Genomic DNA, 25,126 nt, shown 5'->3' with positions numbered 1-25,126 from the left:
CATTTGACAATCCCCCAGACTTCATGCCGGACTGGAAGACTGACATGAAATTACAAAATCAAGTTAACATATCCCCCCACAAGGTCACTGACCACGTCAGCCGCAATGTATATTTAATATATGTATAATTACAATGAACTTGAAGCCATGGATGAAGCGCAATTGCGCGAAATCGGAAAATCCTATGGCATAAAGAAGATCGACTCCTCCGACAAGGAAAATATCATCTACGATATCCTTGAGCAGCAGGCCCGCGATGTTGCCGCGACATCAAATGCCAATAACGCAAAGGGACGTCGCAACAAAAAAGATTCAAAGGAAGATAAAACTCCCGCACAGGCAAAGAAAAAGAATGTGCCTGAAGCGCAGGACTCTCCTTCCGAACAGGATAATGCTGAACAGCCAGTTGAGCAGCAGCCTAAACGTCGCGGACGTAAGCCAAAATCGGAATCTGTATCCGAATCCAATCAGGAAGTTCAAGAATCTCCGGTATCGACCGAACCGGTAGATAATACACCCGCTATTGAAGATACTGTTCAGGCAGAAACACAGCAGCAGGGCGAGCAACAGCCCAAACGCCGTCGTGGTCGTCCGCCACGTAATCCCCGTCCTGAAACTAACGATGAATCAGACGTTTCAGATATCACCGAATCTCCTGTTTCTCAAACTGTTGAGACTGCAGAGTTTAGTGATCCGGCTCATCTTCTCTCAGCTCCGGCTGAAAATGCAGAAACCCCATCCGATGAAACTGCCAACGAGCCTAAGGCGACTGAGAATACTGAAAATAAAAATGAAGAACGTCCGCGTCACGGTGTCTTCATTCGTCCCGGACAGTCTCCCGACATGTTGCAGAACAACGAGCCTGACAATAATCCCAATATTCAGCAGCCTAAACGAGATTTCCGTCCCAAAGACAGCTCTTTCGGTTCATTCTTCCCACGTTCAGGCGGACGCACATTCGCTCCACGCAGTCAGCAGGAAAAGGAACAGGCCGCTCAGGCCAACCTTCAGCCCCAAGTTCAGACTCCTCCCCCACCTCCCGCACCCATCGTGCTCGGCGAACCCGGAATGGAGAAGCAGCAGCCTCAAGCCAAAAAGAACAAGAAGAACCGCAATAAGAACCAGCAGCAGTTCGATCAGCAGAAACAAGCACAGATGATGCCTTACAACTTCGACGGCATTATCGAGACTACAGGTGTCCTTGAAATCGATCCTGCCGGACATGGTTTCCTGCGTTCAAGCGATTATAATTATCTCCCCTCGCCTGACGATGTACTCGTCACTAAGGATCAGATCAAGCAGTACGGACTCCGTACTGGCGACGTTGTCGATGCAACCCTCCGTGCACCGCGTGAAGGCGACAAATACTATCCTTTAAGTTCAGTCCGCAGCGTCAACGGACGCACACCTGAATATATCCGTGACCGTGTGGCATTCGAGCATCTTACCCCGCTCTTCCCGAATGAGAAATTCGATCTCACTTCCGGACGGTCAAGCAATATCTCCACCCGCGTGGTCGATATGTTCTCCCCTATCGGTAAAGGTCAGCGCGGCCTCATCGTCGCTCCTCCCAAGACCGGTAAGACACTTTTGTTAAAAGATATCGCCAATGCTATCGCTGAGAATCATCCGGAAACATACATCATGATTCTCCTCATCGACGAACGCCCCGAAGAAGTGACCGACATGAGCCGCAGCGTAAATGCGGAAGTTATCGCCTCGACATTTGACGAGCCGGCTGAACGTCACGTGAAGATCGCCTCCATCGTTCTCGAAAAGGCCAAACGAATGGTTGAATGCGGCCACGATGTAGTCATACTTCTTGATTCAATCACCCGTCTTGCCCGTGCCTACAACACATGTGCTCCCGCTTCAGGCAAGATTCTTTCTGGTGGTGTGGATGCAAACGCACTTCAGAAGCCTAAACGCTTCTTCGGCGCAGCGCGTAACATTGAAAACGGAGGCTCTCTCACCATTATCGCTACAGCGTTGACTGAGACAAGCTCCAAGATGGACGAAGTTATCTTCGAAGAGTTCAAGGGCACAGGCAATATGGAGCTGCAGCTTGACCGAAAACTGTCCAACAAGCGTGTGTTCCCTGCAGTCGATATCATGGCATCTTCCACCCGCCGCGACGATCTGCTGCTCAACAATGAGACCCTCAACCGCATGTGGATTCTCCGTCGCTTCCTGAGTGACCGCACGTCCATCGAAGCAATGGAGTTCATTAAGGACCGTATGGAGCGTACATCGAACAATGAAGAGCTCCTCCGCACCATGGGAGATTAAGCTTTATCGATAATCCTTAGATATAACCATATAGTCAACCCTCGTAAAATTACCATCAAGGTATATTTTACGAGGGTTGACTATATTTCCAAGTTCCCTTCAAAAAAAGAAGGAAACCGATATCAGATCTTACTTATCACTACACGGAGTCACAGGAATCTTTGCGACCCTGCGTTCGTGTCGGCCACCGTCAAAAGGAGTGTTCAGGAAAGCTTCTACAATATTTATAGCCGTCACGGTATCAATAAAACGGGCGGGAAGCACGAGCACATTGGCATCATTATGGCGACGTGCGAGCTCAGCAAGCTCAACGTTCCAGCAAAGTGCAGCACGCACTCCCTGATGCTTGTTAAGTGTGATACCTATACCGTTGCCCGAACCGCAGAGTGCGATTCCGGGATACACTTCGCCTTTCTCCACTGCAAGCGCACACGGATGAGCGAAATCAGCATAATCACAACTTTCTGCAGAATCCGTTCCAAAGTCCTTGTAGGGAATCTCCATCGAATCGAAGTATCCCTCAAGAACCATCTTCATTTCATAGCCAGCGTGGTCACTACAGAACCCTACGGGCACATTCTCTTTTAAAATTGACATAAGTGTTGGTATTCATTGAAAGTAATCTTCACACACAGACCGATCAAAATCTACCTTGTGGGAAAATACCTTTAGTTAATATTTGATCTAAGGACAAGCAGAGTAATCAATTACATATCATCGTCATCATCAGCCTCAGATGAATAATGAATATGATTGAGTGGACGCATGAGATTGCAGACCCTCTGACTCCAATATGATCCGAAATCCTCCTTCACAGCCGTGAGTGCCGAATTGACCATATCCTCAGGGGCATCCTTGACCATGACTATAAAGTTATACAGAACTTGGAAGATATCACATATTCCCTCGGCGACACTCATTCCGATAGGTGTCTCGGAGTATTTCATATCTTCCTCGAATACTTCAAGATAGACATCATCCTCTCCAAGCAGGCTTTCGATCTGCCTGCGGATTGATTCGTAGTAATCCTCGTCAAGGAAACTATCTATGTATGCCTCATCTTCATCCAGCAGAGGTTCGGGTTTCAGATCGGTCGCGGAAATATAGATACGCGGAAGCAGACGGAGCATGGAGGCGACGAAAGCACTCCGCGTTGACTCGCCTACATTTTCGACTGCAAAACAGAATTCATTGCAGAGAGCAATGAACGCAAGTGAATTAGGACTAAGCTCCATACAAATTGTTTTCTTTTATGTATTCAAACACACCGGTGGGGAGAAAATAGTTCATATCCTTGCCCTTGGCAATGGCTTTACGCAGAAATGTACTCGAAACATCGGCCATAGGAGCGTTGACTACATCCACATTATCCTCATAGATAATTCCTACAGGATAACCGGGACGGGGATAGATGATGACACCGAAATCCGAAAGAATCTTTTCATGATCCTTCCACTGGTTGAAAATCTTCCAGTTGTCACTTCCGATAATGAGCTTAAACGTATGACGGGGGTAACGCTTGGCAAGATAGCGGAGTGTATTGATCGTATAAGAGGGTTTGGGCATCGTCAATTCATAATCACACACATTCAGTCCCTTCGTTTTTCCGGTAGCAATCTCAAGCATCTTCAACCGCATTAGATCCGGAATAAGTTCGTCCGAACCTACTTTAAGTGGATTGAGCGGTGAAAGTGTCAGCCACACCTCATCCAGCCCTCCGAACTGTTGCAGATAACTCGCAAGCATCAGATGGCCTATATGTACAGGATTGAATGAACCTCCTAAAATACCGATTGTCATGACAATGTCTTATCTGTTAGGATAAATTTCTATTTAGATTCTGTTTTTTATGATTGTTTTAACAAGGATCGCGATCACCGTAGTGAACCTGAATTATTCTGCAAGAAATGCCTTGATCTTGGCATCAGTTTCGGCGATAGCCTTTTCAAGTTCATCATTTACAACTATGCAGTCAAACTCCGGTGCGAACGACAGTTCATACTCAGCCTTGGCCAGACGCTGCTCAATAGCTTCGGGAGCATCAGTCCCGCGTCCTGTAAGTCTCTGTCGGAGACTCTCGATGCTCGGCGGCTGGATGAATATACTTATAGCCTTTTCACCATAAAGCTTCTTGACATTCACGCCTCCCTTGACATCTATGTCAAGGATCACGTTATGTCCGTCATCCGTGATACGCGACACCTCACTTTTCAGTGTTCCGTAGAAGCGACCCGGATAGACCTCTTCGAATTCAACGAAAGCATCGCTATCGATGGCATGATGAAATTCTTCATCCGAGAGAAAATAATAATTCACGCCATGCTGCTCCTCTCCTCTCGGCGGACGGTTAGTCGCCGAAATCGAGAACTGCATATCTATCTCACCCCTTTCGAGAAGAGCGGATATGATGGTTGACTTTCCGGATCCTGATGGAGCGGAAATTATAATAATCTTACCTTTAGTCATATTAAAATCACAAGATGGATATCAGTGTAGTTACATCACATTGAGCACCTGCTCCTTGATCTGTTCAAGCACATCCTTCATCTGCACAACTATCTTCTGCATGTCGGCATGATTACTTTTCGAGCCGAGCGTATTGATCTCGCGTCCCATTTCCTGACTGATGAATCCGAGCTTCTTACCCTGACCCTTAGGTCCGGCCATAGTTTCCATAAAGTAATTCAGGTGCTGGGTCAGACGCTGCTTTTCCTCATTTACGTCAAGTTTTTCAATATAGAAGAAAAGCTCCTGTTCGAGACGGCTTCTGTCATAATCCACGCCGTGGATCTTCGCCAGTCCCTCTTCCATACGGACACGGATCTTTGCCACACGCTCCTCCTCGAACTGCGGGACGAGATCAAGCAGTTCACGAATGCGCTGGATACGCTGTGCAAAGAAACTCTCAAGCTTCTCTCCCTCCGTCCGACGGAATGCCATAAGCTTTTCGGCCGCTGATTGGAGAGCATCCATCACACCGTTCACTTCCTTATCGTCGGCCTCATTGGGAGCCTCGCTTTTCATGACATCCGGAAAACGCATGAGCACACCGTACCAATCCTGCGGATTGGCAATACCGAGTGCCGCCGCTGTCTTCTCAACATCATCCTTATAGGCTTTAAGAGCGGAGACATTGAGCTTAACGGATGCTTCACCGGCAACGTTCTCGACATAGACAGTCAGATCGACCTTTCCCCTTTCAAGGAGAGCCGCCACGCGATTTCTCATTTCAAGTTCCTGAGCGCGCAACGATGACGGCACACGCGCAGCTATATCAATCTGCTTACTGTTCAGCGATTTGATTTCTACCGTAATTTTCTTGCCGGGGAGCTCCGTAACGGCTTTCCCGAATCCCGTCATTGAATATAACATGAGCTGGAGTAGTTTTTTACATTCCGGACTAAAGCGATCTATATCAAGATTGCCACCGGGGATTATTTTTCCCACAAAATTACAATTTTCTCATGATAAACAAGTAACTTTGTCCTCAATTTTTGACATAGGGAACAATCGATACCCCTACAAATTTCAAAATACCTATGGCTGTAATCCTAAATATAGATACATCAACCGACTATTGCTCCGTAGCCCTGACCGCTGAAGGCATGGTGCTCGCCCATCAGGAAACCGGTGGCGGACGCAATCATGCGGCTCTTCTCAGCGATTATATAAAGTATTGCCTCGATTTCGCACGCGAAAAGGAGCTGAAACTCGAAGCCGTAGCCGTCTCGACTGGCCCCGGAAGCTACACAGGTCTCCGCATAGGCCTGTCAGAGGCAAAGGGACTTGCTTACGCGCTTGACATACCTCTTATCGGTATAGATACCCTGCGCATTATGGCCTGCAACGTAATGTTCACGCAGGAGCTCGAAGGTGACGAGATATTTGTCCCCATGATCGATGCACGACGTATGGAAGTCTATACTGCTGCATTTGATTTCGCACTTGAACCGGTTATGGAGCAGCAGGCTCTCATCCTTACTTCAGAGAGCTATTCCGACATCATCGCCACGAACCGCAAAGTGCTGTTTTTCGGCAACGGATCAGACAAGGCACGCGATCTCATCAAGGCTGACAACGTTGAGTTTATACCTGACATCCATCCGCTGGCAATCGATATGATCGCTCTTGCCGAACGTGCCTATTCCCAAAGACAGTTCATGGACATTGCCTACAGTGTCCCCAACTATATCAAGGACTTTCAGGCAACAACTCCCAAAAAGAACGTTCTGGGGTGAAAGAGGATTTCAACAGACTCCGTCTGCGTCACCACGGTGATCCGGTCATGCTTGAAGAGATCCTCCAGCGTGAGTGCCGCTACAAGACTGCATCCAAACTACCGGAGACGCTCCTAAATCCCGATTTCCGCTTCCCGTCACTCGCCGTGGCTGAAATGTCAACCTCCGACGCCGTTGCCGACATCCATTGCTCCATGATCCCGGACGGATGCCGTGTGCTTGACATGACCTGCGGACTCGGCATAGATGCATTCCATTTCGCTACCAAAGCCAGCGAGATCACGTGCATCGAACTTGACAACAAGGCATATCGCACGGCCGTTCATAATGTCAGGGCACTCGGCCTGACCAACGTAACCGTCATTGAAGGTGACAGTATCCGCTATATCGAAAACACCGATAAGAATTTCGATATAATTTTTGCAGATCCGGCCCGTCGTGATTCTTCAGGACGGCATTTCGCTCTCCGTGATTGCTCTCCTGACCTTATTCCTACCCTACCGCTGATACTCTCCAGATGCTCGCAGCTGATCATCAAAGCCTCTCCGATGATAGATATCAAGTCTGCCATAGCTGAGATCGGGCATAATACCGATGTATGTGTAATCGGCACACACAAGGAGTGCAAGGAAGTGGTCTTTATAATAGATGCCCACACCGGCGTCACTGATACCCCAACGGCAAAGCATATCAATGCCATAACCATAGATGGCACATCTTTTGACTTCAATCCTGCAGAAAATCCCGACCCACATTCACTATTCGGATCACCACAAAGCGGCGACTATCTCTACGAACCGTATCCCTCGGTAATGAAGTCCGGCGGTATGCGTTTCTTATCAGAGCAATTCAATGTGGCTAAACTGCATCCCAACACTCATCTATTCACGTCATCATACTGTCTTGATGTCTTTCCCGGAGAGCGTTTTGAGATTGTCGAAGTCATCACATTCTCGAAACAGGCTGTAAAATACGTCAACCAGAATTATCCTACAATCAACGTCGCAACACGCAATTTTCCGCTTACAGCTCCACAACTCGCAGCGAAACTAAAAATCAAGGAGGGAGGCGACAGAATGCTTTTCGGCTGTACGGACAATACCAGTTCAAAATTGCTTGTCATAACCACAATGGGTACAGCCATTTAAAACATATATAAAAACGATTATAAATGATGATGCTGTGTCATAATTTCTACATTTTGACACAGCATCATCATTTATATCATTCGTTGTCACGCAGTCATCAGATGATCTCCAGATTGGATGCAAGTCGCTGACGCACGACTTCATATATCATCACACCGGCTGCCACAGATACGTTCAGCGAACCAATATTGCCAAACATAGGAATGCCGACACGTGTCTCGCACTGCTTCATAGCTTCCGGCGAGATTCCCACGTCCTCAGCACCCATAACGATGGCTACCGGATCGCTATATTTTCCCTCCGTGTAATTCATATCCGATTTTTCAGTCACGGCCACGACATTATATCCGTTCTCCCGCAGGAACTTTGCAGCCCATGCAATCGACGATACACGGCACACAGGGATATGATGCAATGCACCGGCTGAAGTCTTGATAGCGTCACCGCCGACCGAAACACTTCCATGCTCCGGAATAACAATTGCATCCACTCCCGCACACTCACACGTACGAGCGATCGCACCGAAGTTTCTCACATCAGTGATTCCGTCAAGCATGACTATGAAAGGCAATATGCCTGCCTCATAAAGCTCAGGCACAAGATGATCGAGACGGTGATATGTAATGGCCGACATCATTGCCAGCACACCCTGATGATTCTTACGGGTAATACGGTTGATGCGCTCGACAGGAACTCGCTGAATCAGCACACGGTTAGCTCTCGCAAGAGACACAAGTTCCGATGCAAGATCTCCCTGAAGATCCTTTGCCATAAAGATCTTATCAATCTCCTTACCGGCCTCGATCGCTTCCATTACGGCACGCAGACCATAGATATAATCGTTCTTTTCCACTTTATCTGATTTAATGATTATAATTTCACTCTATAAAATATTAACGCTCCAATAGGATGGAATGATTTCCATTCATGGGTATATCATCCGATTTTTCAATATTCAAATCACCTGATCACAGTTCCTTCTATCTTCCAGTCCCCTGTACGGACATAAATGTCGTCACTCTCCACAGTGCTCCAAGGGAAAAGACGGAAATACATCTGCTGACCGGGAGACAAGGTGACATTCATCGGCAGTTCTATCAGCCTGCGACCTGTCTGCGGCTTTTGTTCCTCACCAAGATCAGTCCGGGGATAAAAATCCTTACCATACGCACAAGCAACCCTATAGGCCACATCTCCGTCCAAAGTAAACGAGAGCTTGCGGAGCAGGACCGTCTGTGAGGAAGGAGGAAGAATAAATTCAATGTATCTGTTCTGTGCCTCATCTATTTCAGCCGGCCATTTTCCGGTTTCAGTAGTGACACCCTGCGCTTCATTTTTCAAATCGCGTAAAGCCGAAGGTTTTTCCAGTACATACTCAACCGGCGAACGGTCAACGACATCCTTGACTTCAGCCTTTACCGGGAGCAACCGTCGATTACCGCCGTATGATATAATGACATCCGACACCATATTGCCACTCCCGGTCGGCGTAAAGTGCAGATAGAAGCACTTGTTCCATAATTCTCCGTTTTGATATGGATATCTCAATGTCTTCTGGGGCCGGCCGTGTGGATCATCGGCTACTGTCATGCCGTCAGGTGCTTCGACTGTCAATTCACCCTCCACCGGCTCAAGGTTAAGTCCGGTAAGGTCAAAACAGACTGTCCCCTCTTCTCCGACGAAAAGTGTCTTGAAATCGAGTGCTACCGGATTCAATACCACAGGTAGATCCTCATGGATATAATCTGCCAAAATACCTTGCTCCTTCAAGCCCTCGACTGCCAGACGGGCATAACATGCAGCTCCGGTGGCCTGAGTGTGCGTGCCGTCCGTTGGGATATATATACATTTAATGGTCCGCTCCGCACCAAGACGTTCAGCATACTCCTTGGTCATGGCCGTCATATCCACCAGCTTCACCTGCTTATTCCGGGCCACATGTTTCATCACTCTCACATAGTTCAGGGTAGAATCATCCGGAGCAATGCTGAGATCATGACATCCTTTTGGACTGATCGTCCCGTCCTGAGTGAAATAACGGCGGACAATCGGAGTGATAAGGATAGGAGTCGCACCGGAGGCACGTGTCTCATCGACATATTTTTCTATATACGTTTTATATGTGGTCCAAGGGGCAGTACCTCTGCCGTCAGCACCATCCTTGCCACCCTCTTTCTCATCATTATGGGCAAACTGGATGAAAACATAATCACCGGGCTTCAGACTGTCGGTCACCAATTTCCATCTTCCTTCTTTATAAAAGGAATGTGAGCTTCTACCACCCTTGGCATAGTTCACCACCTCAACATCGGGTGAGAAGAACTCCTGCAACATCTCTCCCCACCCTCTTGTACGGGTGGTATTCTCTTCATAATCGGCCATTGTCGAATCACCGATTATATGGACTTTGACAGGAGTTTTTCCCTTGTCAGCCGCCCATCCACAGGACAATCCTGCGGTAAGGAGGAAAAACGCAACCCCTGCACCCAAGTATTTTTTCATATTCTCTCTGTATTGTTTATTACGGTGATTCACCTCACCGATAATCCGTTCAATAAAAATTTTATGATTATTTCCGTCCCAACAGACTCCTCGCGGCAGCGAGGGCGGCATCATCTATTTCCGATCCGCCAAGCATAGCCGCAATCGAACGGACACGTTCCTCATCGGTCAGCAGAGCTATGCGGGTATGGGTCGAGTGTTCGTCATCCTCCTTATAGACGCGATATTGATGTCCGCCTTTTGAAGCCACCTGCGGAAGATGTGTGATGGTTGTCACCTGAATTGTACGTGAGATTTCAAGCATCATCACACCCATGCGGTTGGCCACATCGCCCGACACTCCGGTATCAATCTCATCAAAAATAATACTCGGCAACTGCATACTTGATGCAATGATGGACTTGATGGACAACATGAGACGCGAAATCTCACCACCCGAAGCGGTAGCACCGACAGGCATCAGAGGTTGATTCTTATTGAAGGCTACCATGAATTCCACACTGTCGATTCCTGTCGCCGTCATGTCCGACGGAGAGACACGGATCTCACAACGCAGATTCTTCATGCCGAGAGGCATCGCCACTTCGGCGAGACGCCGGCCGAACTTTTCGGCAGCTTCCTTACGGGCCGCGGATATCTCCATCGCACTCTCCTTTGCAAGAGCTTTCGCACGCCGGGCCTCGCGCTCAAGCTCCTCGATCATCCCGTCTGAATTATCAAGAGCCTTGAGTTTGTCACGGAGGGAGTCACGCAACTCGATCAGACCGTCGGCATCATCCACATGATGCTTATGGCAGAGAGAATAGATGGAACTGAGGCGTTCCTCTATAGCGTTGAGTGTCCCCGGATCTGCGCCGAGGTTCTCATCTATGCCCGAAAGAGTCGATGCTATGTCCGAGATCTCGATTCTTACTGATTCAAGACGTTCGGCAATATTATCCGAAGCGTCAAGCACTTCATCGAGATCCTCACATGCTTCCGCAGCATTATCGACCATGCTCAACGCACCGCCCTCCTCACCGTCAAGTGAACCGATAGCTTTTGATAGAGCCGCCTTGATGGCACCGAGGTTGTTGAGCACATCACGCTCGCGTTCAAGCTCAGCCTGCTCTCCGGGACGGAGATCCAGCTCTTCGAGCTGTTCAAGCTGATAACGTGTAAACTCCTCATCCTCGCGCGAACGCTCAATCTTGGCACGCATGGCTTTCAACCGCTTCACCGCTTCGCGCAGCGAGTTGAAACGGAGTTGATAATTACGCAGGCGTTGCGCATTTGACGCAAGCGTATCTATCACGTCAAGCTGAAATTCAGGAGTTGCAAGCAGCTGATTCTGATGCTGGGAATGTATGTCAATCAGATGCATGCTCACCTCGCGCAGTTTAGTGAGCGGTACAGGCGAGTCATTGACGAACGCGCGCGAACGCCCCGCCGGAGAAATCTCCCTGCGGAGTATGCATCGCTCATCGTCCCATTCGATATCTTCCTTCAGGCAGAAATCCTTCAGCAGGGGATAGTCATCGACCGTAAATACAGCTTCGATGACACTTTTGGCCTCCGGATTGGTCACGACACGCGTATCCGCCCTGCTTCCGAGAAGCAGAGATAGCGCACCGAGTATGATCGACTTACCTGCTCCGGTCTCGCCGGTGATCACATTGAAACCCTCATGAAACCTTATGTCGATAAGGTCAATGAGCGCGTAATTCGATATGTGGAGTGATTCAAGCACTGTAATATATTCCTATTTTTTTATGTGAGTAAGAGAGTTTTAAGGTATCTGTTGGTATAATCAAGGAGTCTCGCCACGTTTCAGTTTCTCAAGACGGTTCTGTTCCGTAGGGAATATCGGCGAAAGCACCTGATAGGCATGTTCACGCTCGTCGGCAGGAGCTTTGCTGTAGATATTGACAAGCTCATCGAGCTTCGCATCCTTGAACATCGAGAGCCCTACTGACATCGGTGCGACCTGAAACACAGAAGTGAGCACGTCAAGCGACGTGTCGATTGTCTTACGGCCCTTATCCGGACTCACCGACATCTGATCCAATCCCTGAAGATGATATTCGTAATAGAGATCACGGATAGCTCTTGTGGCCGGATCGGTAAATGAAGCAAGGACGGCGGCACGATTTTTCGTATCCTCGAATGCTTTCCAACCTGTCTCACCCGACGACTGTCCCTGATGGACTATGGTCTCCAGCCGCTCGAAATACACATCACCTCCTTTCGGAGAAAAGGAGTCGAAATCCACGGCAAGTATGAGATAGATGTAGAAATTCAGTATCTGGGTCAGCTGACTCTCCATACTCGTCTCCGAATAGAGAAGAGGTTCGCCGTCACTGTAGGTAAACGCCACGTTATTGTCCTTGAAATTGATCAGCGTGGTCAGATATGAGGAATTATAGACCGGGCGGCTGGACTGTACCTGCAGAGTACCCTCCATATTGCCAGTCGATTCATCATATTTAGTAATGGTGAACAGCAGCGTGCATTCTATCTTCTCGTTGGGCGAGAATTGTGCCTGCGTCCACCGCGTGGTGTTGACATACTCGTTTATCGCACCCTGAAGAGTCTCGAAAATATTCTTGTTCGACCCTTCAAGCTGCGCGGTGTTCACCTCGACACGGCAATTCAGTTCCTGTGACGAGGCGACAGAAAAGGTAAGGAGAATTATTAAGAGGGAGAGGATAAATTTCATAGATCAAGAATTGCGTCAACTATGTCGGCGGCTACTTCCCGCTTGGATTTTAGTCCGAAGTCCAAGCGCGAACCGCCACCTTTTATTATAGAGATCTTATTGGTGTCAGTTCCGAATCCCGCACCTTTATCACGCATGGAATTGAGGACTATCATGTCAAGATTCTTCCTGACAAGTTTCTCCTGCGCATTGTCCAATTCATTGTCGGTTTCAAGAGCGAATCCGACGAGACGCTGCGCCGCAGTCTTGCGTTGACCGAGCGTGGCAGCTATGTCAGGATTCTTCACGAGACGGATCTCCGGCACTTCCGAATGCTCGCGCTTGATCTTACGGTCAGCAACCTCGGCGGGAGCATAGTCAGCCACGGCCGCACACATCACAGCGACGTCGCTTTCGGGAAATACCTCCTCACAGGCTGCAAGCATCTCGCGCGCGGACTCGACTTTGACCACCTTGACAGCAGGATGCGAGATGCTGATCGAGACAGGACCGCTCACCAGCGTAACCTCAGCTCCACGTGCGGCACACTCTTCGGCAAGCGCATAGCCCATCTTGCCCGATGAATAATTTCCGATGAATCTTACGGGATCAATCTTCTCGTGGGTAGGCCCCGCTGTAATGAGCACCTTCTTACCCTTGAGATCGGCTTTTTTAGCAAAATACTCTTCAAGTACGGCCACGATCTTCTCCGGTTCCTCCATGCGTCCCTTGCCGACGAGACCGCTCGCAAGCTCCCCGCTCTCCGGCTCGATGATGATATTGCCGTAGCTGCGCAGAAGCGCGATGTTGGCCGTCGTGGATGGATGAGCCATCATGTCGAGATCCATGGCCGGAGCGACAAACACCTGTGATTTCGCCGAGAGATAGGTAGTGACGAGCATATTGTCGGCAATACCGTGGGCCATCTTACCGATGGTGGAGGCCGTGGCAGGAGCTATCACCATGCAGTCGGCCCACAGTCCGAGGTCCACGTGTGAATGCCATTCGCCGGTATTGGCTGTGAAAAATTCACTCACCACTGGCTTCTGACTCAGTGACGACAGTGTCACCGGAGTGATGAACTGTTTACCGGCGGGGGTGATGACCACCTGCACTTCCGCACCGGCCTTGACGAGCAGACGCAGAAGCGAGACGGATTTATATGCAGCTATGCCACCGCAGATGCCGAGGATGATGTGCTTGCCCGAAAGAGTGCTCATTTCATGCGTAGTTTTATGCGTGTGAAACAGTCCTTGGTATTCTGCGCGAAGTCGCCTTTGAGAATCCAGTCATAGTACGACGGATCTTTCTTCAGCACCTCAATGACCGGACGCCCCTTGTATTTACCGAAATTAATGATTTCACGGTCATTGTCATCCATGATTATGCGCCCCATGAAATCGACATTGCGGTTGGTGCGGGCAAACTTGCTGAGCTCCTCGATGTCGTTGGGAAGATCGTCATAGCGGTCAAGCTGCGCTTTCAGCACCTCGTAGGTCGCACGGGTATCGGCGTTGGCCGAGTGCGCGCCGTCAAGCTCCTTTCCGCAGTAGAAACGGTAGGCGGCCACGAGTGTGCGCTGTTCCTTCTTGTGGAAGATTGTCTGCACGTCTATGAAACGTGCTTTCGAGAAATCGAATTTCACGCCTGCGCGCTGAAACTCCTGATCGAGCATAGGGATGTCGAAACGGTTGGAGTTATAGCCCGCAATGTCACAGCCCATCATCTCATTTGCGAGTGAGCGGGCAATCTGGCGGAAAGTAGGTTCATTCTTCACATCATCATCCGTGATATGATGGACGGCCGTAGCCTCCTCCGGGATGTGCATTTCGGGGTTGACACGCCGGGTCTTTTCGATCTCCTCACCTCCGGGCATAACCTTTATGAGTGAGATTTCGACTATGCGGTCATGGAGTATATCGACACCGGTAGTTTCGAGATCAAAAAAGACTATCGGTTTCTTCAGGTTCAGTTGCATCTGTAGTTACTTGATGGGACAGGGGAATGGCTTTGAATCGATCTACTTAGAAATCGGTCACGTTCATCGGCATGAGGAGCATGGTCAGACGGGTGTCGGGCTTGTCCTCGGTCGGGACGATGACTGCGGGCTTCGAGGGATCGGCGAGCTTGAAGATGATATCCTCGGTCCACAGGACTCCTGCGAGTTCCGAGAGATAGGATGAGCTGAAACCGATGATCATGTTCTTGCCGGTGAAATCAGCCGAGAGATTCTCGACACCGGAGGTGTTGTACTCGTTGTCCGACGCCTTGATAGTAATGCGTTCGGGCGTGAGGTTGAATTTGATGAGACCGTGACCTTCATCCACGAAGAGGCTCACACGGCGCACGGCGGTGGTGAACAGATGGCGGTTGACGGTAAGCGTGAAGGGATTGTTTTCGGGAATCACGCGTGTATAGTCCGGGAAGCGGCCCTTGACGAGACGGCTCTCGAATGTGAACGTGTCCGTCTCGAAGATCACACCGATCTGCGGATCGAGTTTGACGGTCACCTCTTCATCGCGGGTGAACACGCTGCGGAACACGTTGGTCGATTTGTTGGGGAGGATAAACGAACCCTGAATGTCGGGCGTGAGGCTCGAATCCTCGAAACGCACGAGTTTGTGGGTATCGGTGGCTACGAAGATAAGTTTATCGGGCTTGATGTCCCAATACACGCCCATCATCTGCGGACGGAGCATGTCAGTTCCGGCTGCGAACGATGTAAATTCCAGTCCGCGGAGCAGTGCCGAACCGGGAGCTTTGAAAGTGAGCACGTTTTCCGACTGCGTGCTACGGTCGGGATGGGGGTATTCAGCACCTTTCAGACCCATGAATTTATATGATCCGTCGGGGTGCGACATCTCTATGGCCAGTGTCACATCGTCAATAGTGAAATTCAGCTCCTGTTCGGGCATCACGCGGAGCAGTTCGACAATGCGGCGCGCATCGATGCAGAACTCACCTTCACCCTCGACATCCATGATGGGAATACGTCCGCAGAGTATGTTTTCGCCGTCGCAAGCGGTGATAGTCAGCACATTCCCCTCGATCGAGAAGAGGAAATTGTTAAGGATGGTCAGCGCATTTTTGGCGTTGATGACCTTGCTGACCGATGAGGCAAAATTATGAAGCGTCTTGCTTGGAACTGTGAATTTCATTGCTGATTGCTTTAGAGTTTTTATCCCACAAAGTTAGCATAATTTTCCCAATAAGCAAAACGACACCCGAAAATGGTATGACAAAATCATATTAAGACATCAAAAGTCCTCTAAAAGGATTTATGCTCATAAACACAAAAAAAGAACTTGGATAAAATATCGCCTCAGCAACATTAATCCAAGTTCCTAATCATTCAGTCAAATGAAAGACATCTATCTGGGAATCCTCAGTCCTCCACGACATTCAAATTTGGGAAAGGAGGATTGATATAATCTATGGTGACAGCATCAATTGCTAATGCTCCATTCTTATCACAAGTCCGCGCTATTCCGCCGAACTCGACCTTCTGCTCCTGAGTAATACCGCTGGCTTTATCTTCAAATAAAACCACTCCTTCTGCACTAAAGGCATAAAGGCATTTATCAATTGGAGACTGTTCGATGGATCGAATCTCATACTCCGGCAAATCGACCGGAATGAATCCGTAATTTTCCACTTTGATAGCAGGATTGACCATTTTTGAAAATGGTCGGAGACGAGCTACATCAGCAAAATGTTTCTGAATTTCCCTAGCAATATCCTCTTTACTAATCACATTATTTTGCATTTCCATTTCTGTTTATTATTTTCTTAGCTGTTCCATCTGAATACTTCACAATCACAATTCCATTGTAATCGTCATCAGCAACCTTACGTCCCTGAAGATCATAACGCCCAATCTCCGTACACTCCAAATTATTGGTTACAGAATCAATTCCGGATTCTTCCATCTCAATAATATCCCAGAAATTCTTCCAACCCTCGGCATTTTGATATGCAGCCAAAGAACCTTTCGGGACATAGACTTTAATATTAAGATATTGAGTTTTGCTGAAGGTCGGACAGTCCGGTGTCGGAATAGGATCCTCACATATAATAGTTTCAAGTTTAGAATAGTCACTCAATGAACTCTTATAAGAATCATAAAGTCCAAATCCTGTTATATTTTTCTCTAATTTTAAAGTCGTTAGCTTAGCTTTCAGTTTGTCATTATAATAAAAGAATTTTTTGAGATCTACTCCATCTAAGATCGTTAAATGTGTAATCTGAGAAAGTGGGATTGCTGAAGATAGACTACCCCATATATAATGTTGGCCATCTCTGTATGTCTCCACGTTAAGTGGTCGTCCTATAAGGAGATTGGTTAGTAGAGTACATCCTCTAAATGTATCAATAATGTTTTTATCAACATCCCATTTATCGAAAGATAGGGTTAATGTGGAGGATGAGCACTCAAAAGTCACTTCTTTAAGACTTTTACATTCCGAAAATGCAAGAGCACCTACTTCAGTAACCGAATTGGGAATGACGACCGAGGTTAGACCGCTACAACCTATGAATGCACCGTCACCTATTGAAGTAACCGAATTGGGGATGACGACCGAGGTCAGACTACTACAACCCGAGAATGTACGGCAACCTATTGAAGTAAGAGAATTGGAGATGACGACCGAAGTCAGACTGCTACAACCCGAGAATGTACCGTTACTTTGTAATGGAAATGGACCGTAATTTATTCTAGTAACCGAATTGGGAATGACGACCGAGGTCAGACCGCTACAACCTGAGAATGCATCGTAACCTATTGAAGTAACCGAATTGGGGATGACAACCGAAGTCAGACCGCTACAATCCTTGAATGTATCCCACCATATTTCAGTAATCGAATTAGGGATGACGACCGAGGTTAGACCGCTACAACCTGAGAATGCACTGACACCTATTGAAGTAACTGAATTTGGGATGACGACCGATGTCAAACCGCTACAACCTGAGAATGCACCGGAACCTATTGAAGTAACCGAATTGGGGATGATGACCGAGGTCAGACCGCTACAACCTGTGAAACCGTCACCTATTCTAGTAACCGAAAGCTCTCTATTTCTATAGCTAACAGTACTAGGGATTGAGACATTTCCTACATATTTTTCTTCTCCCGTCGTTACCTCACACTCTGCAGGGGACAAAATATTGTAATAGAGTCCATCCACTTCAAAATCGTATGCTGCTGCTGACAGCACGGAGAGCAAAAACACGCCCAAAATCATTAATTTTTTCATTTCTCGTTCTTTTCGTTAAATTAGACTTTTCTTGCAATTAATAAGCTAACAAATTCTACAACAGGCGAGCCATCCACCTCTCTAACCTCGACCTTTCCCGAAATATCATATCGAGCCGACTGATTAAATCCATTGTTTTCGATAAAGAGCTTGGCAAGCCCTGTGAAGTCATACTCCCCACGACCCTCAAACTCCCCGTTGAGCTGAAATAGAGGTGGCATGGAGCGATCAATCTCGACAAACTCGAGATCTCGTCCGAACTTCAGATCCTTGAACTGCTTGCAGAATGTCTCAGCGATGGCTGTATTGACATCCGGCTGTTTCATTTTTAATTTATCCCTTGGCATTCGGTAATGAATATTCTGCCCGCTTCCCCGCAGCTAAAGCGTTAACAAATAGGCATAAAAAAAGCGTGGGGAATCTTACTCGTTTGCTCGTCCCACGTTCCGAGGCTCTGGAATGCCCATTACAGTTGAACGAGCAAACACGCAGAAGCCTCACGCAAATATGTATATAGGCATACAGCCATAGTGTCACCGACACCATGCCATACGGATATAACATACCCACAAGGCATCTACCGTTTGCTACATTCTTGACTGTAACTTGAAATTTTCCAGATTTCGGAACGTCAAGAAAGAGCGTCATGGTAAACGCTTTTCTAAAAAATATGTCTGCCAACCCTCCCGCTCCTCTCTTGCTGAGGTTCTGCGTAGTGGTTTGCGATGCAAATTTAGATATTTATTCGTTAATTTACAAAATCTTATTCTGATGGTTTCACATGATTTTTTGATTCTGTTTATTAAAATCAGCACGGTTTTAGCTAACTTTGCACGATTTTTTGATAAAACCATCTAATTCAAGTCAATCATGTGGGTAGGTCTTGCCATAATTTCAGCTCTCTGTCTCGGTTTTTATGACGTGATGAAGAAACTGTCGGTCGATCGCAACAATGTGCTCGGCGTGCTCTTCCTCAACACCGTGTTCGGATCGCTGTTCATGCTTCCTGTAATCATAATAGGCATAAGCCACGGCAACTACGGTCTCGGCAACACGCTTGAAGGCCACGGAGCGATACTGCTGAAATCGGCCATCGTACTCTCGTCATGGCTCTTAGGATATGCCAGCATAAAGCACCTGCCGCTGACGATAGCAGGGCCGGTCAATGCATCACGTCCGGTAATGGTGCTCGTCGGTGCGTTGATCATATTCGGCGAACGGCTCAATCTCTGGCAGTGGGCCGGTGTGATACTCGGATTCTGGTCACTCTACTTCATAAGCCGCGTCGGAAGCAAGGAGGGGATCTCGTTGAAATCCAACAAATGGGTGTGGATGGCCATCGGAGCTACGGCTATGGGCGCGGTCAGCGCGCTCTATGACAAATATCTGCTGACACGCTATCAGCCCCTCGAAGTTCAGGCATGGTACTCGCTCTATCAGATGGTGATAATGGGCATAACGATCGGTCTGATCCTGCGCGGGAAGAAAGGCGGCACACCGCTGCAATGGCGATGGACCATCCCGCTGATCTCGCTCTTCCTCACCGTGGCTGACATAGCCTACTTCTACAGCCTTTCACTTGAAGGTTCAATGATAGCGGTTGTGTCGATGATACGTCGCGGCAGCGTCATCGTCTCGTTTTTCTATGGTGTCATAGCCCTGCATGAAAAGAATATCCGCCTCAAACTCATCGATCTCACCCTCCTGCTGATAGGCCTGACATTCCTCGTCATCGGTAGCCTCTAAGACATAGAGGACAGGCAGAAGATCATTTCATGGGCATGCGAGAGAAGCGCATGGTCGTTTTCAGCAATGGGAATGACAGCGTAAGGATCGACCTGTCGGTAATGGTGGCGTGAATGTCGCGGTCAATTGTCTCAAAAACAGCATCGGTCCATTCGAGATCATAGTGATCGAGGAATATCGTGGGGCGCAGACGGCCTTTAATCATCATCGGATGCCAACGGTCACGCCAAGTCTCCGCGCCATCAACATAAAGGATGTCATAATTCCCATCTACGTCACTATCAGGATTCCTGACCACAGCAAGCAGATAGCGTCCTCCCGGACGGGCATACCGAGGATCATTCTCACGGTCAAGATACTGCCAATAGCCTTCCACCGGATCGGTTGATGCTCGAAGATGATCCATCAACGCTTCCTGCGTCCAGCCGGAAGCGAGAGCCTGTTCAGGCGAAAGGGATATTTCAAGCGAAAGGGATGCGACATCAAGCACACCTTGACTCCAGACCGTCACCGCAGAGGGGATGGCGAGCCTACCGACTGGCAGAGCGCATATATCGGTGACGCTTTTCCCTCCACCGCTAATGTTCAATTCGCCGTTCTGACGGTCGAGATCGAGACGTAAGGTATTATACACCCCCGACGAGGATTCAAAGGCCGCAATATCCTTCTCGAAAATCACATCCTTGCCACGCGCTACAGTGAGCATGTTCACACGGCGGTCAAGAATATCTCCGAATGAGCTGTTGCCATGGCGGAGCGTGACGGTCATGGTGTCGGAGGGGCCGATCAGTTTCAGCCCCCAGTAAGCCCGTGCCAGTCCGGGCCGCTCCCCTATCCCCGACATTGCTCCGCGTACATCCACACGGCAATTCCTCACAGCGGCCGAGGTATCGAGAGGCACGGTAATGGATGAATCCCTTAACTCAACCGGCGACGGGAAATAAACGCGCTCGGTCAGCGTCCGCGACTGGGCGGACACTGACCGGGTGGAAATCATAGTCGTCATTACAGCCGCAGCCAAGACGACGGAAGTGAGAAGAGAGGACGGGCGTATCATCGTTTTTCCGTATTTCCTTCGTAAAAATTAATATATGCGCGATTGACCAGCCGCACTCCGCCGGGAGTGGGATAATCGCCGGAGAAATACCAGTCACCGGGACAGGTGGGGATAGCATCACGCAGACCTTCGAGCGATTGATATATTATATCCACCTCGGCGTTGATCGATCCGTCGGCAGTAAGCATCCCGGCGATCTTGCGCGAGATCTCCTCCTGCGTGAAAGGTGCATAGATAGCCTTGACACAATTGCGGATCTCTATGTCAAGGAGACCTTCCTGCTCCTTGCACTGACGGTAAGTCTCATCAAGCACATGGCTCATACCACGATCCTTCAGAAGCTCCACAGCCGCACGGAATGCTATGAACTCACCCATGCGCGACATGTCTATTCCGTAGTAATCGGGATAACGGACCTGAGGCGACGAGGAGACCACGACGATCTTGCGCGGATGCAGGCGGTCAAGCATCTTGAGGATGGACTGCTTGAGAGTGGTACCGCGCACGATACTGTCGTCGATCACGACAAGATTATCCACCACGTTTTCCACAATTCCGTAGGTCACGTCATAGACATGCGCCGCAAGATCATTGCGCGCCTCACCTTCGGCTATGAACGTACGGAGCTTGATGTCCTTGATGGCAACCTTCTCGACCCGCAGATCACGGTTCATAATCCTGTCAAGCGTCGCCGCATCAAGCCGTCCAGCCTTCTGCGCATCAAGGATCTCCTGCATCTTGCGCCTGTCGAGTTCCGACATCAGACCGCTTATCATACCGATAAACGCTACTTCGGCGGTGTTCGGTATAAACGAGAACACCGAATGGTCAAGATCACCTCCGATACTCTTCATTATAGCCGGAACCACATTCTCGCCGAGACGCTTGCGCTCACGATAGATATCGGCATCACTTCCGCGCGAGAAATATATACGTTCGAAGGAGCAACGCTGGTTCTCACCCTCACCGAGTACGTCTGTAACGGAAATCTGACCCGCTTTAGTCACAATCAACGCACTTCCGGGCACAAGTTCGCGGACATCACGACGCGCCACATTGAAAACAGTCTGGATGACAGGACGCTCGGAGGCGAGTACCACCACCTCGTCATCATGATAATAAAAGGCCGGACGGATACCATGACTGTCACGAAGAGCGAACATATCACCCGATCCCGTAGCACCACAGATGACGAAACCACCGTCCCACTGCGGAGCAGTGGCTGAAAGCACACGCTTCATGTCAAGATTATCCTCTATCGTCGCGGTAAGCTTCTGACCGTCCATCGAGTCACGATACTGACGGTAGATGCGGTGATTTTCCTTATCAAGAGCATCGCCGAGCTGTTCGAGAAGGACAACGGTATCACTGTAGATGCGCGGATGCTGCCCGCAGGCAACCACACTCTCAAACACCCTATCGACGTTGGTCATGTTGAAATTGCCACACATCAGCAGATTGCGCGAACGCCAGTTGTTACGACGGAGGAAAGGATGGCAGTATGACAGGCCGCTTTTTCCGGTGGTCGAATAGCGGAGATGACCCATATAGATCTCTCCGAGGAATGGAGCATAACGCTCCACCCATTCCGCATCGTGATCAGTGATATCAGCTTTGTCAAGCTTACATTTGACGGTCTCGAAAATCTCCTGAATCGCATCCTTGCCGAGAGCACGCTCACGGAACACGTATTCGTGGCCGGGCACGGAATACATCTTCACGACACCGATACCGGCACCCTCCTGCCCGCGGTTGTGCTGTTTCTCCATAAGAAGATAAAGCTTGTTGATACCGTAGGCGTAAGTGCCGTATTTCTTTTTATAGTATTCAAGCGGCTTCAGCAGGCGTATCATCGCCACACCGCACTCATGTTTAAGTATCTCCATATTGTGGGAAACCGCCCTCCGGCACTATTCAGAAACCAGTTAGTGTCGGAGAGCGGTGATAGTTTTCATTCTATTCCTGTAAGATTATCATCAACGGATGAAGAGGAGTTCACGATACTTGGGCAGAGGCCACATTTCGTTGTCCACCATAAGTTCGAGCTTGTCGATATGATAACGGATCACTTCAAGACAGGGAGCGACGTTGCGCGAGTATTCGAGAGCCTTTTCACGTTCTGTCGGGATTTTGTTTGCCTCCTTGCGGGCATTGACCATCTTGGCTACTTCTTCCTTGATGACAGAGCAGTGGTGCATGATCTTCTCCACAGTCACTGAATCCTGAGCCGAAAGCTGTTCACCCTTATCGCCGGGGAAGAGGGTGCGGATCTTGACCATGTTGTCAAGAAGGATTGAGAGATAGCGGGTGGCTACCGGGATGATATGGTTGATAGCGAGATCGCCGAGCACACGGGCTTCAATCTGGATTTTCTTGGTGTACATCTCCCACTTCACCTCATTGCGGGCCTCAAGCTCGACATGGTTCATCACACCGGTCTTGCGGAACATCTCTATGGACGAGGGACGGAGGTAGGCATCAAAGATGAGCGCGGGATTGGTCTCGCAGTCAAGACCGCGGCGCGCGGCCTCTTCCTTCCATTCGTCGGAATATCCGTTACCGTCAAAGTGAATAGCCTCAGAGTAGAGAAGCAGAGCCTTGATCTCGGCAAGAAGAGCGTGCTGGAGCTCCTCACCAGCTTCAAGACGGGAATCGACCTTCTGCTTGAAATCAGCGAGCTGTTCGGCCACGGCAGCGTTGAGTGCGATCATTGCGGAAGCACAGTTGGCACTTGAACCTACGGCACGGAACTCAAAACGGTTACCGGTGAAAGCGAAAGGCGATGTGCGGTTGCGGTCAGTATTGTCAATCATCAGTTCCGGAATCTGAGCCACACCGAGGTTAAGCTCATCCTTACCTGCAAGTGTAATCAGTTCGTCCTTATCTGAATTCTTGATCTTATTGATAATATCGGCAAGCTGGCTGCCGGTGAAAATCGAGATGATGGCGGGGGGAGCTTCGTTAGCACCGAGACGATGGGTGTTGGTAGCCGACATGATCGAAGCCTTCAGAAGTGCATTGTGACGGTGAACGGCCGCCATTACATTGGCCACGAAAGTGATGAACTGGAGATTTTCCTTAGGAGTCTTGCCGGGAGCGAAAAGAAGAGTACCCGTATCAGTACCGAGACTCCAGTTGTTGTGCTTGCCAGAGCCATTGATGCCTGCGAACGGTTTCTCATGGAGAAGCACACGGAAGTTGTGACGGCGTGCCACCTCGCTCATGAGCGACATGAGCAGCATATTGTGGTCATTCGCAAGGTTTGTCTCCTCAAAAATCGGAGCAAGCTCAAACTGATTGGGAGCAACCTCATTATGGCGGGTTTTCACAGGAATGCCGAGCTTATGAGCCTCGATTTCGAGATCAAGCATGAAAGCTTCCACGCGTGAGGGGATGGCACCGAAGTAGTGGTCCTCAAGCTGCTGGTTTTTTGCCGACTCGTGACCCATGAGCGTACGTCCGGTGAGCACGAGGTCAGGACGTGCGGCATAGAGAGCCTCATCAACGAGGAAGTATTCCTGCTCCCAGCCGAGGTTGGAAATCACATGCTTTACTTCAGGGTCGAAATAACGTGCCACGGCTGTTCCTGCCTTGTCAACGGCTGAAAGCGCGCGCAGAAGCGGGGTTTTATAGTCAAGCGACTCGCCTGTATATGAAATAAAGATCGTGGGGATACAGAGTGTATTGTCCATGAGGAATGCCGGCGACGAGATGTCCCACGCCGAATAACCGCGTGCCTCGAAAGTGTTGCGGATACCGCCGTTAGGGAAGCTTGAAGCATCCGGTTCCTGCTGGACAAGAAGCTTGCCGGAAAATTCCTCGACCATTCCGCCTTTACCGTCGTGCTCGACGAATCCGTCGTGTTTCTCGGCCGTGGTTTCGGTCAAAGGCTGAAACCAGTGAGTGTAATGGCGTGCGCCATTGTCGATGGCCCAACGCTTCATCCCTTCAGCCACGCTGTCGGCAACTTTACGCGAGATAGGCTGCTTGTTGTCGATGGCGTTGATCAGTTCCTTGTAGGTATCAATCGGAAGATACTCATACATTTTGGCACGGTTGAAAACTTTGCTGGCGTAATATTCCTGCGGACGCTCTTTGGGAATATCTACGGGAACAGCCTTGCGATTGGACGCTTCTTCGACAACTTTAAACCTTAAGCTTGACATAACTGTATGTTATTATGTTAAAAAAATATTTGATTCTATGATTGG

22 protein-coding genes are annotated in these 25,126 nt (G+C 49.0%); 4 read left to right on the top strand and 18 right to left on the bottom strand.

Annotation, left to right across the window (positions count from 1 at the left end; genetic code table 11):
* The first annotated feature begins 120 nt into the window (after nt 1–120).
* On the top strand, nt 121–2,289 hold the full coding sequence (gene rho / locus K2G41_RS03285; RefSeq protein ID WP_300114359.1) for a transcription termination factor Rho: 2,169 nt from the start codon (nt 121–123) through the stop codon (nt 2,287–2,289).
* A 129-nt stretch (nt 2,290–2,418) separates the two neighbouring features.
* On the opposite strand, the gene K2G41_RS03280 is transcribed toward rho, so the two are convergent.
* The 5 genes from K2G41_RS03280 to K2G41_RS03260 form a co-directional block, all read right to left on the bottom strand.
* Nucleotides 2,419–2,886 (bottom strand): RpiB/LacA/LacB family sugar-phosphate isomerase, encoded by a 468-nt coding sequence (locus K2G41_RS03280; protein WP_300114357.1) that lies wholly within the window; start codon nt 2,884–2,886, stop codon nt 2,419–2,421.
* Between the two features lie 110 nt (nt 2,887–2,996).
* Nucleotides 2,997–3,524 carry a DUF5063 domain-containing protein gene (locus K2G41_RS03275; protein ID WP_300114355.1) on the bottom strand — a complete coding sequence of 176 codons (528 nt, stop codon included), beginning with the start codon at nt 3,522–3,524 and terminating at the stop codon, nt 2,997–2,999.
* Nucleotides 3,514–4,089, bottom strand: a complete 576-nt coding sequence (nadD, locus tag K2G41_RS03270) for a nicotinate (nicotinamide) nucleotide adenylyltransferase (protein ID WP_300114352.1) — start codon at nt 4,087–4,089, stop codon at nt 3,514–3,516. Before nadD ends, K2G41_RS03275 begins: the two co-directional genes overlap by 11 nt.
* 93 nt (nt 4,090–4,182) lie before the next feature.
* A complete protein-coding gene (gmk, locus tag K2G41_RS03265) occupies nt 4,183–4,755 on the bottom strand; it encodes a guanylate kinase (protein WP_300114349.1) in 573 nt (190 codons plus the stop codon).
* Between the two features lie 30 nt (nt 4,756–4,785).
* A complete protein-coding gene (locus K2G41_RS03260; RefSeq protein WP_300114346.1) occupies nt 4,786–5,661 on the bottom strand; it encodes a YicC/YloC family endoribonuclease in 876 nt (291 codons plus the stop codon).
* A 167-nt stretch (nt 5,662–5,828) separates the two neighbouring features.
* Between K2G41_RS03260 and tsaB the strand changes: the two genes are divergently transcribed.
* Both tsaB and K2G41_RS03250 read left to right on the top strand, forming a co-directional pair.
* Nucleotides 5,829–6,527, top strand: coding sequence for a tRNA (adenosine(37)-N6)-threonylcarbamoyltransferase complex dimerization subunit type 1 TsaB (tsaB, locus tag K2G41_RS03255; protein WP_300114344.1), 699 nt, complete (start codon nt 5,829–5,831; stop codon nt 6,525–6,527).
* Nucleotides 6,524–7,675: a class I SAM-dependent methyltransferase gene (locus K2G41_RS03250; protein ID WP_300114342.1), complete on the top strand. Its 1,152-nt coding sequence runs from the start codon at nt 6,524–6,526 to the stop codon at nt 7,673–7,675. Before tsaB ends, K2G41_RS03250 begins: the two co-directional genes overlap by 4 nt.
* 97 nt (nt 7,676–7,772) lie before the next feature.
* Here K2G41_RS03250 and rlmB read toward each other — a convergent pair whose 3' ends face one another.
* The 10 genes from rlmB to K2G41_RS03200 form a co-directional block, all read right to left on the bottom strand.
* Nucleotides 7,773–8,528 (bottom strand): 23S rRNA (guanosine(2251)-2'-O)-methyltransferase RlmB, encoded by a 756-nt coding sequence (rlmB, locus tag K2G41_RS03245; RefSeq protein ID WP_300114340.1) that lies wholly within the window; start codon nt 8,526–8,528, stop codon nt 7,773–7,775.
* A 107-nt stretch (nt 8,529–8,635) separates the two neighbouring features.
* Nucleotides 8,636–10,177, bottom strand: a complete 1,542-nt coding sequence (locus K2G41_RS03240) for a rhamnogalacturonan acetylesterase (RefSeq protein ID WP_300114338.1) — start codon at nt 10,175–10,177, stop codon at nt 8,636–8,638.
* 67 nt (nt 10,178–10,244) lie between these two features.
* A complete protein-coding gene (gene recN / locus K2G41_RS03235) occupies nt 10,245–11,906 on the bottom strand; it encodes a DNA repair protein RecN (RefSeq protein ID WP_300114336.1) in 1,662 nt (553 codons plus the stop codon).
* A gap of 60 nt (nt 11,907–11,966) precedes the next feature.
* Complete coding sequence (locus K2G41_RS03230) at nt 11,967–12,875, bottom strand: DUF4835 family protein (RefSeq protein WP_300114334.1); 909 nt, start codon at nt 12,873–12,875, stop codon at nt 11,967–11,969.
* The gene (gene coaBC / locus K2G41_RS03225; protein WP_300114332.1) at nt 12,872–14,074 is read right to left on the bottom strand and encodes a bifunctional phosphopantothenoylcysteine decarboxylase/phosphopantothenate--cysteine ligase CoaBC; all 1,203 of its coding nucleotides are present in this window, start codon (nt 14,072–14,074) and stop codon (nt 12,872–12,874) included. Before coaBC ends, K2G41_RS03230 begins: the two co-directional genes overlap by 4 nt.
* On the bottom strand, nt 14,071–14,832 hold the full coding sequence (locus K2G41_RS03220; RefSeq protein ID WP_300114330.1) for a 3'-5' exonuclease: 762 nt from the start codon (nt 14,830–14,832) through the stop codon (nt 14,071–14,073). Before K2G41_RS03220 ends, coaBC begins: the two co-directional genes overlap by 4 nt.
* A gap of 46 nt (nt 14,833–14,878) precedes the next feature.
* Entirely contained in the window at nt 14,879–16,012 is a 1,134-nt protein-coding gene (dnaN, locus tag K2G41_RS03215) for a DNA polymerase III subunit beta (RefSeq protein ID WP_300114328.1), read from the bottom strand.
* 227 nt (nt 16,013–16,239) lie between these two features.
* Nucleotides 16,240–16,626, bottom strand: coding sequence for a hypothetical protein (locus K2G41_RS03210; RefSeq protein ID WP_300114326.1), 387 nt, complete (start codon nt 16,624–16,626; stop codon nt 16,240–16,242).
* Complete coding sequence (locus K2G41_RS03205; RefSeq protein ID WP_300114324.1) at nt 16,610–18,112, bottom strand: leucine-rich repeat domain-containing protein; 1,503 nt, start codon at nt 18,110–18,112, stop codon at nt 16,610–16,612. The genes K2G41_RS03210 and K2G41_RS03205 overlap by 17 nt, the downstream gene beginning before the upstream one ends.
* A 20-nt stretch (nt 18,113–18,132) precedes the next feature.
* Nucleotides 18,133–18,438, bottom strand: coding sequence for a hypothetical protein (locus K2G41_RS03200; RefSeq protein WP_300114322.1), 306 nt, complete (start codon nt 18,436–18,438; stop codon nt 18,133–18,135).
* 544 nt (nt 18,439–18,982) lie between these two features.
* Between K2G41_RS03200 and K2G41_RS03195 the strand changes: the two genes are divergently transcribed.
* Nucleotides 18,983–19,858, top strand: coding sequence for a DMT family transporter (locus K2G41_RS03195; RefSeq protein WP_300114309.1), 876 nt, complete (start codon nt 18,983–18,985; stop codon nt 19,856–19,858).
* A 22-nt stretch (nt 19,859–19,880) separates the two neighbouring features.
* Here the strand turns inward: K2G41_RS03195 and K2G41_RS03190 are convergent, their stop codons facing one another.
* The 3 genes from K2G41_RS03190 to K2G41_RS03180 all read right to left on the bottom strand — a co-directional run bounded on the left by K2G41_RS03190 (nt 19,881) and on the right by K2G41_RS03180 (nt 25,081).
* Nucleotides 19,881–20,855, bottom strand: coding sequence for a hypothetical protein (locus tag K2G41_RS03190; protein WP_300114306.1), 975 nt, complete (start codon nt 20,853–20,855; stop codon nt 19,881–19,883).
* 56 nt (nt 20,856–20,911) lie between these two features.
* On the bottom strand, nt 20,912–22,801 hold the full coding sequence (locus tag K2G41_RS03185; protein ID WP_300114303.1) for an amidophosphoribosyltransferase: 1,890 nt from the start codon (nt 22,799–22,801) through the stop codon (nt 20,912–20,914).
* Nucleotides 22,802–22,891: 90 nt separating this feature from the next.
* Complete coding sequence (locus tag K2G41_RS03180; RefSeq protein WP_300114300.1) at nt 22,892–25,081, bottom strand: glutamine synthetase III; 2,190 nt, start codon at nt 25,079–25,081, stop codon at nt 22,892–22,894.
* Nucleotides 25,082–25,126: the final 45 nt, after the last annotated feature.

Source organism: Duncaniella sp., assembly GCF_029056165.1.
GTDB lineage: Bacteria > Bacteroidota > Bacteroidia > Bacteroidales > Muribaculaceae > Duncaniella.
This window is presented reverse-complemented; position numbering and strand designations above follow the sequence as displayed.

Bases quoted from the DNA above. Each gene is read 5' to 3' on its own strand.
- rho (WP_300114359.1), top strand. From the start codon at position 121: ATGTATAATTACAATGAACTTGAAGCCATGGATGAAGCGCAATTGCGC.
- K2G41_RS03280 (WP_300114357.1), bottom strand. From the start codon at position 2,886: ATGTCAATTTTAAAAGAGAATGTGCCCGTAGGGTTCTGTAGTGACCAC.
- K2G41_RS03275 (WP_300114355.1), bottom strand. From the start codon at position 3,524: ATGGAGCTTAGTCCTAATTCACTTGCGTTCATTGCTCTCTGCAATGAA.
- nadD (WP_300114352.1), bottom strand. From the start codon at position 4,089: ATGACAATCGGTATTTTAGGAGGTTCATTCAATCCTGTACATATAGGC.
- gmk (WP_300114349.1), bottom strand. From the start codon at position 4,755: ATGACTAAAGGTAAGATTATTATAATTTCCGCTCCATCAGGATCCGGA.
- K2G41_RS03260 (WP_300114346.1), bottom strand. From the start codon at position 5,661: ATGTTATATTCAATGACGGGATTCGGGAAAGCCGTTACGGAGCTCCCC.
- tsaB (WP_300114344.1), top strand. From the start codon at position 5,829: ATGGCTGTAATCCTAAATATAGATACATCAACCGACTATTGCTCCGTA.
- K2G41_RS03240 (WP_300114338.1), bottom strand. From the start codon at position 10,177: ATGAAAAAATACTTGGGTGCAGGGGTTGCGTTTTTCCTCCTTACCGCA.
- K2G41_RS03230 (WP_300114334.1), bottom strand. From the start codon at position 12,875: ATGAAATTTATCCTCTCCCTCTTAATAATTCTCCTTACCTTTTCTGTC.
- coaBC (WP_300114332.1), bottom strand. From the start codon at position 14,074: ATGAGCACTCTTTCGGGCAAGCACATCATCCTCGGCATCTGCGGTGGC.
- K2G41_RS03220 (WP_300114330.1), bottom strand. From the start codon at position 14,832: ATGCAACTGAACCTGAAGAAACCGATAGTCTTTTTTGATCTCGAAACT.
- dnaN (WP_300114328.1), bottom strand. From the start codon at position 16,012: ATGAAATTCACAGTTCCAAGCAAGACGCTTCATAATTTTGCCTCATCG.
- K2G41_RS03210 (WP_300114326.1), bottom strand. From the start codon at position 16,626: ATGGAAATGCAAAATAATGTGATTAGTAAAGAGGATATTGCTAGGGAA.
- K2G41_RS03205 (WP_300114324.1), bottom strand. From the start codon at position 18,112: ATGAAAAAATTAATGATTTTGGGCGTGTTTTTGCTCTCCGTGCTGTCA.
- K2G41_RS03200 (WP_300114322.1), bottom strand. From the start codon at position 18,438: ATGAAACAGCCGGATGTCAATACAGCCATCGCTGAGACATTCTGCAAG.
- K2G41_RS03195 (WP_300114309.1), top strand. From the start codon at position 18,983: ATGTGGGTAGGTCTTGCCATAATTTCAGCTCTCTGTCTCGGTTTTTAT.
- K2G41_RS03190 (WP_300114306.1), bottom strand. From the start codon at position 20,855: ATGATTTCCACCCGGTCAGTGTCCGCCCAGTCGCGGACGCTGACCGAG.
- K2G41_RS03185 (WP_300114303.1), bottom strand. From the start codon at position 22,801: ATGGAGATACTTAAACATGAGTGCGGTGTGGCGATGATACGCCTGCTG.
- K2G41_RS03180 (WP_300114300.1), bottom strand. From the start codon at position 25,081: ATGTCAAGCTTAAGGTTTAAAGTTGTCGAAGAAGCGTCCAATCGCAAG.